The organism is Mumia spirodelae (assembly GCF_050632745.1).
In the GTDB taxonomy this organism is placed as follows: domain Bacteria; phylum Actinomycetota; class Actinomycetes; order Propionibacteriales; family Nocardioidaceae; genus Mumia.
Map to the genome: position 1 here is coordinate 493,616 of NZ_JBODSD010000003.1, position 12,865 is coordinate 506,480.

General features: G+C 73.0%; 11 protein-coding genes. 10 read left to right on the plus strand and 1 reads right to left on the minus strand.

The window, feature by feature from the left end:
* The first annotated feature begins 42 nt into the window (after positions 1-42).
* Positions 43-1,053 carry an alpha/beta hydrolase gene (locus ACQSSQ_RS17910; protein ID WP_431328469.1) on the plus strand — a complete coding sequence of 337 codons (1,011 nt, stop codon included), beginning with the start codon at positions 43-45 and terminating at the stop codon, positions 1,051-1,053.
* Positions 1,050-3,725, plus strand: coding sequence for a chorismate-binding protein (locus ACQSSQ_RS17915; RefSeq protein ID WP_431328470.1), 2,676 nt, complete (start codon positions 1,050-1,052; stop codon positions 3,723-3,725). Before ACQSSQ_RS17910 ends, ACQSSQ_RS17915 begins: the two co-directional genes overlap by 4 nt.
* On the opposite strand, the gene ACQSSQ_RS17920 is transcribed toward ACQSSQ_RS17915, so the two are convergent.
* Positions 3,722-4,222: a DedA family protein gene (locus ACQSSQ_RS17920; RefSeq protein WP_431328471.1), complete on the minus strand. Its 501-nt coding sequence runs from the start codon at positions 4,220-4,222 to the stop codon at positions 3,722-3,724. The two genes, ACQSSQ_RS17915 and ACQSSQ_RS17920, sit on opposite strands and share 4 nt — an antisense overlap.
* 133 nt (positions 4,223-4,355) lie before the next feature.
* Here ACQSSQ_RS17920 and ACQSSQ_RS17925 point away from each other — a divergent pair, with 133 nt between their 5' ends.
* The 8 genes from ACQSSQ_RS17925 (at position 4,356) to ACQSSQ_RS17960 (ending at position 12,742) form a co-directional block, all read left to right on the plus strand.
* On the plus strand, positions 4,356-5,495 hold the full coding sequence (locus tag ACQSSQ_RS17925; protein WP_431328472.1) for a sensor histidine kinase: 1,140 nt from the start codon (positions 4,356-4,358) through the stop codon (positions 5,493-5,495).
* Positions 5,492-6,142, plus strand: coding sequence for a response regulator (locus ACQSSQ_RS17930; RefSeq protein ID WP_431328473.1), 651 nt, complete (start codon positions 5,492-5,494; stop codon positions 6,140-6,142). Before ACQSSQ_RS17925 ends, ACQSSQ_RS17930 begins: the two co-directional genes overlap by 4 nt.
* A 161-nt stretch (positions 6,143-6,303) precedes the next feature.
* On the plus strand, positions 6,304-8,433 hold the full coding sequence (locus ACQSSQ_RS17935; protein ID WP_431328474.1) for an MMPL family transporter: 2,130 nt from the start codon (positions 6,304-6,306) through the stop codon (positions 8,431-8,433).
* Between the two features lie 14 nt (positions 8,434-8,447).
* Positions 8,448-8,918: a hypothetical protein gene (locus ACQSSQ_RS17940; RefSeq protein ID WP_431328475.1), complete on the plus strand. Its 471-nt coding sequence runs from the start codon at positions 8,448-8,450 to the stop codon at positions 8,916-8,918.
* A gap of 59 nt (positions 8,919-8,977) precedes the next feature.
* Complete coding sequence (locus ACQSSQ_RS17945; protein WP_431328476.1) at positions 8,978-9,361, plus strand: YbaB/EbfC family nucleoid-associated protein; 384 nt, start codon at positions 8,978-8,980, stop codon at positions 9,359-9,361.
* Between the two features lie 3 nt (positions 9,362-9,364).
* The gene (gene recR / locus ACQSSQ_RS17950) at positions 9,365-9,961 is read left to right on the plus strand and encodes a recombination mediator RecR (RefSeq protein WP_431328477.1); all 597 of its coding nucleotides are present in this window, start codon (positions 9,365-9,367) and stop codon (positions 9,959-9,961) included.
* 21 nt (positions 9,962-9,982) lie between these two features.
* Positions 9,983-10,552, plus strand: a complete 570-nt coding sequence (locus tag ACQSSQ_RS17955; protein WP_431328478.1) for a DUF5063 domain-containing protein — start codon at positions 9,983-9,985, stop codon at positions 10,550-10,552.
* A gap of 126 nt (positions 10,553-10,678) precedes the next feature.
* Entirely contained in the window at positions 10,679-12,742 is a 2,064-nt protein-coding gene (locus ACQSSQ_RS17960) for a prolyl oligopeptidase family serine peptidase (RefSeq protein ID WP_431328479.1), read from the plus strand.
* Positions 12,743-12,865 lie beyond the last annotated feature (123 nt).

The following is a 12,865-nucleotide window of genomic DNA, read 5'->3' on the forward strand; positions in this document are numbered from 1 at the left end:
ACGTGGAGGCCGCGGTCCGTCGGCCGCGCGAGAGGAGCACCCATGAGCAGCTGGCAGCCTGACGTCCTCGGTCCCGGCTACGAGCAGCGTCGGATCGATCTCGGGCCCGACCCCGACGGCGAGGGCACGATCGACGCGACGCTGGTCCGTCGCTTGCCGCGCGAGGGGGAGTCGCCGACCGGCGCCGTGCTCTACGTCCACGGGTTCAGCGACTACTTCTTCCAGACGGCTCTCGCGGACTTCTTCGCCGAGCGCGGCATGGCGTTCTACGCGCTCGACCTGCGCAAGTGCGGCCGGTCGCTGCGCCCGAGCCACACCGCGCACTACGTGTCGGACCTCGCGATGTACGACGAGGAGCTCGACCAGGCGCTCGCGATCGTCCGCGAGGAGACCGGCGCCGACGTGCTGCTCGCCGCCCACTCGACCGGAGGCCTGATCCTCCCGCTGTGGCTCGACCGCCGCCGACGCGCGAGCGGTGTGCGCGGCGAGGGCGTCGCAGGTCTCGTCCTCAACAGCCCGTGGTTCGACCTCCAGGGCGCGCCGTACCTGCGCACGGTCGGCACCGAGGCCATCAAGGTGATCGGCCGGGTCCGGCCGACCGGCGTCATCAAGCTCCCGCCGGGCGGCGCGTACGGCAGCAGTCTGGCGGCGTCGCACAACGGCGAGTGGGAGTTCAACACGGCGTGGAAGCCGATCGCCGGCTTCCCCGTCACGTTCGGCTGGCTGCGCGCGATCCGCGTCGGCCACGCGCGGCTGCACCGCGGGCTCGACATCGGCGTGCCCGCGCTCGTCCTGCGCTCGACCCGCACCCACTTCGCCGCCGCGTACTCGGAGGAGATCGACGCCGCCGACGGTGTCCTCGACGTCCGCCAGATCGCCCGCTGGTGCGGCTGCCTCGGCGGCGACACCCGCGTCGTCCCGATCGAGGGCGCGCGGCACGACGTGTTCCTCTCGCTCGAAGCCCCGCGCCGACGGGCGTACGAGGCGGTGGACGCGTGGCTGCGGCACGACGCCGCGCTGCTCCCGCGGCCCACGGAGCTCGCTCCCGAATGAGCCCGCCCACCGACCGGCGCAAGGTCGGCCGGCTCGGGCTCGACGTGCTGCTGCGGCGGCTGCGGGGCCGCGACCGGCTCGTCGCGCTGGTCGGAGCCTGGGACTCCGGCGCCGACCTCGTCGCGTACGACCCGGTGCGCACCCTCGGTGACGACGAGGACCCGTTCGACCTGGGCACGGGGCCGGCGGGAGCGCGGGACGCCGGGACGTGGATCGGCTGGTGGGGCTACCAGCTCGGCGCCCGCCTGGAGGACGTCGGTCCGGTCCCGCCGCGCCCGGACCGTCTGCCGGACGCGGACCTCGCGCTGTACGAGACGGTCCTGCGCCGCACCGACGGCGAGTGGTGGTTCGAGTCGGTCGCGCCGGCGCCCGAGACCGAGGCGCGGTGGGCCTTGCTGAGCGGCCTGCTCGCCGGCGACGCGCCGCGCCCCACGCCGTACCAGCTGGCGTCGTTCGTCCCCGTCCCCGGGCTCGACGCCCATCGCGAGGCGGTGCGCCGCGCGGTCGCCCACGTCCACGCCGGCGACATCTTCCAGGCCAACGTCTGCCTGCGGCTCGAGTCACGGATCGAGGGCGCGGACCGGTCGGGTGCCGGGCTGGAGATGTTCCTCGCGGGCGTCGACGCGCTCGCGCCGGCGTACGCCGCGTACGTCGCGGGCCGAGCGGGGACGGTCGTCAGCCTGTCGCCGGAGCTGTACGTCCGGCGGACCGGCCGTGCCGTCGTGTCGTCGCCGATCAAGGGCACGGCACCGGCCGACACCGACCCCGCGGCGCTCGCGGCGTCGGTGAAGGACCGGGCCGAGAACGTGATGATCGTCGACCTCGTCCGCAACGACCTGGGCCGCGTCGCCGAGACGGGCACCGTCCGCGTGACCGCGACCGCGGCGCCGCGCGCGCACACCGGGGTCTGGCACCTGGTCTCCGACGTCGAGGCGACGCTGCTCCCGGATGCGACCGACGGCGACCTGCTGCGCGCGTCGTTCCCGCCCGGGTCCGTCACGGGCGCGCCGAAGGTGCGGGCGATGCAGGTCATCGGGGAGCTGGAGGCGACGGGGCGCGAGGTCTACACGGGGGCGATCGGCTACGCGGGGCCACACGGGCTCGAGGCGAGCGTCGTGATCCGCACGTTCGAGATCCGCGACGACCGTGTGTGGCTCGGGGTCGGTGGGGGCGTCGTCGCGGGCTCCGACCCGGACGACGAGCTGCGCGAGTGCTTCACGAAGGCGGCGCCGCTGCTGCGGGCGGTCGGGGGCGGGCTCGACCTGGCCGCTGCGGAGGGGATGACACGCCCCCCGGAGGCTGCGCCGGTGGAGCGACCGGAGCGGGTCGCGACGACACGGCCCGATCCCTCGGTCGGGATCTTCGACACGCTCCTCGCCCGCGACGGCTCGGCGGTCGATCTCGAGGGGCACGTCGCACGGTTCACGGCGGCGGTCGCGGCGACGTACGAGGACGACGTCGACGCCGCTGCGCTCACGGCGGAGGTCCGGGCGCTCGCCGAGGGCCTGGGCGACGCGCACCGCGTGCGGATCACCTACAACCCGGCGAGCGGTCGCGTCGACGTCCGCGCGGTCCCCGCGGGTGCTGTCCCGACCGCTCCGTGGACGCTCCTCCCGGCCGTGGTCCCCGGCGGGCTCGGCGACGCCAAGTGGAACGACCGCCGCATCCTCGAGAACCTTCCCGGCGCCCCGTGGGACGACACCCACGACCCGCTGCTGGTCGACGACGACGGGTCGGTGCTGGAGACCGGGCGCGGCACCGTGTTCGCGGTGTTCGACGACGGCGTCCACACCCCGGCGCTCGACGGCCGCATCCTGCCCGGCGTCACGCGCGAGGTCGTGCTGAGTCTGCTGCGGACGCACCGGGTGCCCGTCTTCGAGCGGAGGATCGGGCTGGACCAGCTGGAGCGCGTGACGGAGCTGTTCGTCACGAACGCGATCGGGCGGGTGCGCCCGGTCGTCGAGGTCGCCGGCGTCGTACGACGAGATCCTGGCCCCACGACCGCGTGGATCCAGGGACTCGACAGGAGGGCGAGGCACTCCGGCCGCGGGCTGGTCGAGACTCCTCGTCCGTCCGCAGCGTCGTACCGGGCCGCCGCGGCGCGGGTGCTGCTGATCGACAACTACGACTCGTTCGTGCACAACCTCGCGCAGTACGTCCGCGAGCTCGGGGCCGAGGCGACGGTGGTCCGCAACGACGCGGTGACCGTGGGAGAGCTGCAGCGGCTGCGTCGTACCGGCGCGTTGACGCACCTCGTGATCTCGCCCGGACCCGGCGCGCCGTCCGAGGCCGGCGTGAGCGTCGACGCCGTCCGCGCCCTCGGCGCGACCACTCCGGTCCTCGGGGTCTGCCTCGGGCACCAGGCGATCGGGGAGGCGTACGGTGCCGCGGTCGCCCGCGCGCCGCGACCCGTGCACGGCGTGCCGTCACTGGTGCACCACGACGGCGCCGGCGTGTACGAAGGGATGGAGGGGCCGCTCGTCGCGGCCCGCTACCACTCGTTGATCGTGCGCGACCTGCCGGACGTGCTGGTCCCCACCGCGTGGAACGGCGAGGGCGTCCTGATGGGGGTCCGGCACCGTCAGCACCCGGTCGAGGGCGTGCAGATCCATCCCGAGTCGATCCTGACGCCGCGCGGGCACGACCTGCTCGCGGCGTTCCTCGGACGCTAGGGCGTGCGGTCGTCCACCCGGCGGCGACGCCAGACCGCGACACCGGCGGCGACGAGGACGATCGCGAGGACGCCGAGCGCGATCCCCCACCCGGTCGTGAGCCCGGCCGCGAGCGCGGCGTAGAACGCCGACATCCCGACCGTCGTCCACACCAGCGCCCACGCCGCGCACCCGGGCAGCATCGCGAGCAGGTAGCGGACGTACGGCATCCGGATCACGCCCGCCCCGGCGTTCACCACGGTCTGGAGCCCGACGGTGAGGAACGAGAACGGCACCGCCCACGCACCCCATCGGCGCAGCACCTCGATGCCGCGCGCGGTCGAGTCCCCGGACAGCCAGCCGTGCACCCGTGCTCGCCAGCCGGTGACGGGATGCGTGTGGTCGATCACCTGGCTGGTCGCGACGCGCGCGATCCAGTACGTCGCCTGAGCCCGCAGGAAGACGACGACGAAGAAGAACAGCCAGACCTCGGCCGCCGGTCCTTCGGGTCGGTCCACACCAGAAGCCTAGACAGGCCGTCCCGAGCGTGATCCGGCCGGTCCGTCGCTCCCGGGCGACACGGATGTCGCCCGGCAGCGACCGCGCCGTCGCCCTCCCCGCCCTAGCATCGGAGGGACGGAGGGAGCCGCGATGAGCCCACGCAGGACGGACGTGCTGCTGTGCGTCGGTGTCGCCGCCGTGCTCGCCGTCGTGGTCAACTCCCACGAAGGGCGCTCGGGGGACGTGAACCCGCTGGCCTACCTCTGGGCTCTGGGGCTCGGCCTCCTCATGCTCATCCGGCGCAGCCACCCGGTGCTGGTGCTCGTGCTGACGACGCTGGGGTTCTTCAGCTACTACGCGGCCGGCTTCCCGGCGATCGGTGTGGCGGTGCCGATCGCGGCGGCGCTGTACTCGGCCGCGGAGATGGGCCACCTTCGCGCGGCCGTCGTCACGGGCACGCTCACGCTCGGGCTGTCGACGGCGTACCGGTTGGCGGACGGCCAGAGCGCCTCGTTCGTCGTCGGGTACGAGTTCGTCTCGCACGCCGCCCTGATCGCCGCCGCGATCGCGCTCGGACACAGCGTCCGGGTCGGGCGGCACCTGCGGCGACGCACCGAGCAGGTCTCGCGCCTGCTCACCCGCCAGGGCGAGCTGGACCACGTCGCGCAGGTCCGCGACGAACGGATGCGGCTCGCCCGCGAGCTGCACGACTCGATCGGGCACTCGTTGTCGGTGGCGGCGCTCTACTCCGACGTCGCCCGCGAGGCGCCGGACGGCGACGAGCGCGACGACGCCCTCGAGCTCGTGCGCACGTCGATCACCGACGCGTCCGCGCAGCTGCGGCGCACCGTCGCCGTGCTGCGTGGACGGGGGACCTTCGACGCCGAGGCGGGGCTCGACCAGGTGGACCGCCTGGGAGCCGCGCCGACCGCGGTCGGGTACGAGGTCGACGTGCAGGTGGATCCGGTCGACGTCGCCCCCGAGGTCGGTGCGGCGGCGTTCCGGCTCGTGCAGGAGGCGATCACCAACACCCTGCGGCACTCGAACGGCACGAGCATCAGCGTCCGGGTGGGGTTGCAGGAGCCCGGCGTGCTCGGCGTGCGCGTCGTCGACGACGGTACGGCGGTCGTACCCCCGCAGATCCGCTCGGGCCACGGCCTGAGCGGGATGCGCGAGCGCGTCGCCGACCTCGGCGGCACGCTCGACGTCGATGCCGGCCCGCACGGGTGGGTCGTCGCGGCGTCGATCCCGACGACACCAGAGACCTCGGCGACCGGAGGATCCACGTGATCAGGCTCCTGCTCGTGGACGACCAGGTCCTCCTGCGCCACGGGCTGCGGGCCATCATGCAGAACACCGACGACATCACCGTCGCCGGAGAGGCGAGCGACGGCCGGGAGGCGCTGCGGGTCGCCCGCGAGCTGCGGCCGGACGTCGTGCTCATGGACCTCCAGATGCCCGGGATGTCCGGGACGGCGGCGATCGCGGCGATGCGTGCCGACCCGCTGCTGGCGGAGACGCCCGTGCTGGTGCTCACGACGTTCGACGACGAGGACGACGTGGTCGAGGCGATCGCCGCGGGGGCCAACGGCTACCTGCTGAAGGACATCGACGCCGACGAGCTCCGGCGCGCCGTTCGCAACGCCGCGGACGGGCGTGCCCAGATCGCACCCGGGGTGCTGCGCCAGCTGATGGACCGTGTCGCCCGCCTGCCCACCCGCCGTACCCGCGAGGAGAGGCTCGCCGGCCTCACCGAGCGCGAGGTCGAGGTGCTCACGCACGTGGGGCTCGGGCTCACGAACGAGGAGATCGGCAAGGCGTTGTTCCTCAGCCCGGAGACGGCGCGCACCTACGTGAGCCGCCTGCTCGCCAAGCTCGACGCCCGCGACCGCGCGCAGCTGGTCGTGCTCGCCCACCGGGCCGGCCTGGTCGACTGAGCCCGACCCTGAGCCGCGTACGCCCGGAGGCGACCGCGGTGCCGCTCCTGAGGGACTGATTCCCCGCCTCCGCGCTCCTAGCGTGGGCCGCCGACGACCCGTCGCAGGGAGCGACGACGCGTCACGTGGAGGAAGGGATCGCGATGGACAGGATTGCTCGCGTGTGCCAGCGAGCGCGCTGGTGGGTGGTGGCGGGGTGGGTCCTCGTCGTCGTGGCGCTGTCGGCGCTGTCGGGGACGTTCGGCGGCGAGACCAGCGACGACTACGAGCTGCCCGGGTCCCCGAGCGACCGTGCGGTGCAGATCCTCGAGGACGGCGGATTCTCGTCCGACGCCGGCACCCAGGCGCAGGTCGTGCTGCACCGCGACGGGGGGCTCGACACCCCTGCGGTGCGCTCCGAGGTGGAGTCGATGGTCGCCGAGATCGAGCGCCTGGCGCCGGACGCGAGCGTGGTCAGCCCGTTCTCGCCCGAGGGCGCCGGGCAGCTCTCGCCCGACGGCACGACCGGGTACGTCGCGGTCGGGCTGCCGCCCCAGGACGCAGAGGCGACGGCGGACCTCCAGGACGACCTCACCGACGTACGGAGCGCGTACGACGGTGGCGACCTCACCGTCGAGATCGGCGGTCTCGCGGTCGACGCCGAGGGCGAGAGCGGACCGCCGAGCGAGATGATCGGCGTCCTCGCGGCGATCGTGATCCTTCTGTTCGCCTTCGGGTCGGTGATCGCGATGGTGCTGCCGATCCTCGTCGGCGTCGTCGGGGCCGCCAGCGGCGTGGCCCTCGTGGCGCTCGGGGCGCGCGTGGTCGAGATGCCCAGCTTCGCCGCTCCGGTCGCTGCCATGATCGCGATCGGTGTCGGCATCGACTACGCCCTGCTCGTCGTCACCCGCTACCGCGAGGCGCTGGCCGACGGAACCCACCCGGCGGTGGCCGTGCGGCTGGCGCAGACCACGGCCGGGCGGTCCGTGCTGTTCGCCGGCGTCACGGTCGTCATCGCGTCGCTCGGCCTGGTCCTGATGGACCTGAAGGTCATCACCGGCGTCGCGCTGGGCATCGCGGGCTCGGTCCTCGTCACGATGCTCGCCGCGGTGACGCTGCTGCCCGCGATGCTCACGATCACCGGACGACGGATCGACCGGCTCTCGGTGCACCGGCGTCGTACGCGCTCCGACGGCGGTCGCCTCGCGCGCCGGTGGAGCCGCGTGGTGCAGCGACGTCCGTGGCCGGCCGCGATCGCCGCGACCGCGGTGCTCGTGCTGCTGACGCTGCCCGTGCTCGACCTGCGGCTCGGGTTCTCCGACGCCGGCACACGGCCGACCAGCGACACCGGCCGACGGGCGTACGACCTGGTCGCGGAGGGCTTCGGCCCTGGCGCGAACGGGCCGCTCGTCGTCGCGGCCGCGATCGGTGACGGCGCGGACGCCGGCGACGTCGAGAACCTCGCCGACGCGCTCGCCGCGACACCGGGCGTCGAGGCGACGACACCGCCGGTGTTCTCCGACGCCGGGGACGTCGCGTTCCTGCAGGTGATCCCGACGACGGGGCCGCAGGACGAGGCGACCACCGAGCTCGTGCACACCCTCCGTGACGAGGTCGTGCCCGCGAACGTGGCCGACGGCGCCCTCGAGGTGGCGGTCGGCGGTGCGACGGCAGCGGCGGTCGACTTCGCCGACTACACCGCGGAGCGGCTGCCGCTCTTCCTCGCCGTCGTCCTCGGTGCAGCGCTCGTGCTTCTCGTGGCGGTCTTCCGCGGGCTCGCGGTCGCGGTGAAGGCGGTCCTCGTGAACCTGCTCTCCCTCGGTGCGGCCTTCGGTGCGGTGGTGGCGGTGTTCCAGTGGGGCTGGGGGGTCGAGCTGCTCGACCTCGGGGCGAGCGCGCCGATCGAGGCGTGGGTGCCGATGATGCTCATCGCGATCGTGTTCGGCCTCTCGATGGACTACGAGGTCTTCCTGCTGTCGCGCATCCGCGAGGAGTACGACCGCACGGGAGACAACGCCTCCGCGGTCGCGGAGGGGCTCGCCCGTACGGCACGGGTCATCTCCGCGGCTGCCGCGATCATGGTGTGCGTCTTCGGGAGCTTCGTCCTCGGCTCGAGCCGCGAGCTCCAGCTGTTCGGGTTCGGGCTCGCCTTCGCCGTCTTCATCGACGCCACGCTCGTCCGCCTCGTGCTCGTGCCGGCGGTGATGGAACTGCTCGGCGACCGGAACTGGTGGCTGCCGCGCTGGCTGGACCGCACCTTGCCGCACCTGACCATCGAGTCCTCCCGCGGTCCGCGGGGCGCTCGGCGATGACGGAAGGACAGACCATGGACTCGTCACGACCTCCTCGCGAGAACCGACCCCGGCTCGGGCTGCCCCTGTGGGCGCTCCTGCTGCTCGCCGCGCTGGCGCTGCCGCGGGTCGTCGTGCACGACCTCGGCATCGACGTCGGCGGTCTCGTCACGGCCCTGCTCGCGCTCGTCCCGCCCGCGGTCTGGGTGGTCGTGGCGCTGCGTGCGCGCGTCCCCTCGCCCGTGACGACGCTGGTCGTCGTCGGCGCGCTGTACGGGATCGGGCTCGGCCTCGGCCACAACCTCATGTGGGACTCGGTGTTCGAGGACGAGCCACAGCTCAGCGGGTCGCTGGACGGCGAGCTCCCGGCGGCCGCCGAGGAGATCCTGATGCGCTCGGCGACGTTCGGGAGCAGCGTCTTCACCGGAGCGGTCGTCGGGCTCGTCGCCGGCCTGGTCGCCAGCGGCATCCGGCGCCTGGGCCGGTCCGACGGTGCGCGCCGGTAGGCTGGCGGTGCACTCCGCGGTGGCGGCACCGCGGTCGTACGACACGTGAGGACGTCCCGGTGTTCGGTGATGATTTCGGCGGGCTCAACCAGCCCGGAGGCGGCATGCCAGACATGGCAGCGCTGCTGCAGCAGGCCCAGCAGATGCAGGAGCAGCTGCTCGCGGCCAAGGAGGAGCTGAGCCGCGCCCAGGTCACCGGCGAGGCCGCCAACGGGCTCGTCAAGGCCACGGTGACCGGCACCGGCGAGCTCGTGTCGGTCGAGATCAAGCCCGAGGCGGTCGACCCCGACGACACCGAGATCCTCGGTGACATGGTCGTCGCCGCGGTCCGGGACGCCACCGACCAGGCCGAGCAGCTGGCCGCCGAGAAGCTCGGCCCGTTCGCGGGCGGCCTCGGTGGCGGTGAGCTCGGCGGGGGCGGCGCGGGCGCCCTCGGGTTCTGACGCATGTACGAAGGGGTCGTCCAGGACCTGATCGACGAGCTCGGCCGGCTCCCCGGGATCGGTCCCAAGAGCGCGCAGCGGATCGCGTTCTACCTCCTCGACGCCGACCCGGTCGACGTCAGGCGCTTCGCCGAGGTGCTGACGGAGGTCAAGGAGAAGGTCCGCTTCTGCGCCACGTGCGGCAACGTCGCGGAGTCGGAGACGTGCCGGATCTGCGCCGACCCGCGCCGTGACCCGTCCGTCCTGTGCGTCGTCGAGGAGTCGAAGGACGTCGTCGCGATCGAGCGGACCCGCGAGTTCCGGGGCCGCTACCACGTCCTCGGCGGCGCGATCTCGCCGATCGAGGGCGTCGGGCCCGACGACCTGCGCATCAAGGAGCTCATGCAGCGGCTGTCCGACGGGGCGATCCAGGAGATCATCCTGGCCACCGATCCCAACCTCGAGGGCGAGGCGACCGCGACCTACCTGACGCGACTGCTGAAGCCCCTGGGGTTGCGGGTGACGCGTCTGGCCAGTGGACTACCCGTAGGCGGCGACCTCGAGTACGCCGACGAGGTCACGCTCGGGCGGGCCTTCGAGGGTCGCCGCACCGTCGACTGACCGCACGAGCACGGGGGGATCGTGACCGAGACCAACGACGACGAGCTGGCCGCGGTGGCCCGAGGGTTCGCCGAGGACGTCGATGCCGTGCTCGAGGGCTTCCGCACGCTGATCGGGATCACCGACGGCGAGGAGATGGTCGCCGGGCTGCTCGTCGAGCTGAGCCGCGCGCTGACGATCGGCGCCCGGATGGCGGCGATGCCCCGCATGGTCCCGCCCGACCGCTACGAGCCCGACAGCGGTCCGGAGATCGAGCTCGACGACGTCCGGGTCGGACTGGCCACGGTGCTCGACGGGTTCGACACCTACGTCGAGGTCTTCGACCCGTACGACGATCCCGCGGAGCCGGCCGCGTACCGGATCTCCGACGACGTCATCTCCCTCGTCGCCGCCCTCGCGCACGGGATGCAGCACGCCCGTGCGGGGCGTCCGATCGAGGCGCTGTGGTGGTGGCAGTTCTCGTTCTTCTCCTCGTGGGGCGGCGAGACGACGTCGGCGCTGCGGGCGCTGCAGTCGGTCATCGCCCGCGACCGCATCGTCGGCGCGACCCCGGCGATGTCGCCCGAGGAGCCTCCGCTCGATCCGATCTGACGCTGCGCCGCCGGGGCGTACGGCGGCGGGTGGTGAGGCTTGCCGCGTTGGCGTGGCAAACCGGGCGGCTTACGCCGTGCGCAGACGCGTGCCCGGCGCGCTGGGGCGTACGCCTAGGCTCGAACCATGACGCAGACCGACCCCTACCTGTGGCTCGAGGACGTCGACGGCGAGAAGGCGCTGGACTGGGTCCGCGCGCGCAACGCCGAGACGGCCGGTGCGCTCGAGGCGAGCGACGAGTTCCGCGCGACCGAGAAGCAGATCCTCGAGGTCCTGGACTCCGACGCCAAGATCCCGCCGATCGCCAAGGCCGGGGACTGGTACTACAACTTCTGGCGCGATGCCCAGCACGTCCGCGGCATCTGGCGCCGTACGACGCTCGCGTCCTACCGCACCGACTCGCCGGAGTGGGACGTCCTCCTCGACCTCGACGCGCTCGCCGAGGAGGAGGGCGAGAACTGGGTCTGGCACGGCGCCAAGGTCCTGCGGACCGGCCCGCTGGCCTTCACCCGGGCCCTGGTCTCGCTGTCGCGCGGCGGCTCCGACGCCGACGTCACCCGCGAGTACGACCTGGAGTCGCGCCGCTGGCTCGCCGACGGGTTCGTCCGCCCCGAGGCCAAGGGCGACGTGAGCTGGATCGACGCCGACACGGTGTTCGTCGAGACCGACACCGGCCCCGGCTCGATGACCGAGTCGGGCTACCCGCGGATCGCGCGGCGGTGGCGTCGGGGCGAGCCGCTGACCGAGGCGGAGATCGTCTTCGAGGGCGCGCACGAGGACCTGTCGATCGGTGCGTTCCACGACCGCACGCCGGGGTTCGAGCGTGACTGGGTGGTGCGGGCGACGTCGTTCTACACCGCGGAGCGCTACCTGCTGACCGACGGTGCGGACGGCGCCGTCGAGCTCACCAAGCTCGACATCCCGGACTCCGCCGAGACCAGCGTCAAGCGCGACCAGCTCCTCGTCGAGCTGCGGGAGGACTGGACCGTCGCCGGACGGACGTACGTCGCGGGGTCGCTCCTCGCGATCGCGTTCAGCCACTTCATCGACGGCGGACGAGAATTCACCGTCCTCTACGAGCCGACCGGCGACAGCGCGCTCGCCGGCTACGCGTTCACCGCGCACCGGCTGGTCCTCGAGCTGATGACCGACGTCCGCAGCCGTCTCGAGATCCTGACGCCGCCCGTCGAGCCCGGCGGCGCCTGGGACCGGATCGCCGCGCACCACGTGCCCGACCTCGGCACGCTGCAGGTCGCCCCGGTCGACGCCGACGAGGACGACGCGGTGTGGCTCTACACGACCGACTACCTGTCCCCGACGACGCTGTCGCTGCTGGACCTCGGCTCGCGCGGGGTCAACGCGCGACCTGTCCCGCTGAAGGCCATGCCGTCGTTCTTCGACGCCGAGGGCCTGGTCGTCGAGCAGCACTTCGCCACGTCCGTCGACGGGACGCGCGTGCCCTACTTCGTGGTGCGCCCGCACGACCTCGCGTACGACGGCACGGCACCGACCCTGCTCTACGGCTACGGCGGCTTCGAGATCTCGCTGACCCCGTCGTACTCGGGCGGCCTCGGGCGCGCGTGGCTCGAGCACGGCGGCGTCTACGTCGTCGCGAACATCCGCGGCGGCGGCGAGTACGGCCCCACCTGGCACCAGGCGGCCCTGCGCGACCAGCGGCACCGGGCGTACGAGGACTTCGCCGCGGTGGCACGCGACCTCGCCGAGCGGCGGATCACCTCCGCGGAGCACCTCGGGGCGATGGGCGGGTCCAACGGCGGCCTGCTCACCGGCAACATGCTGACGCAGTACCCCGAGCTGTTCGGGGCGGTCGTCATCCAGGTGCCGCTGCTCGACATGCAGCGCTACCACCTGCTGCTCGCCGGCGCGTCGTGGATCGCGGAGTACGGCGACCCGGACTCCGACGACTGGGAGTTCCTCGCGACCTTCTCGCCGTACCACCTCTTCGACGCCGACCGGGCCTATCCGCCGGTGCTGTTCACGACCTCGACGCGCGACGACCGCGTCCACCCGGGCCACGCCCGCAAGATGGCGGCCAAGATGCTCGAGGCCGGCAAGGACGTGACGTACTACGAGAACATCGAGGGCGGCCACGGCGGAGCGGCCAACAACGCGCAGGCCGCGCACATGTCGGCGCTCGCGTACCGCTTCCTTTGGAGTCGCCTCTCCTAGCTGTGATGTCCAGGCACGTTGGTCGAGATCGTGTGACGACTCGGTCTGAGGTGTAGATGGGTGAAGGCCTCCTGGTGTGGAGTGGAGCTGTCTAAGGAACCGCTCCGCCACCAAGGAGGCCTT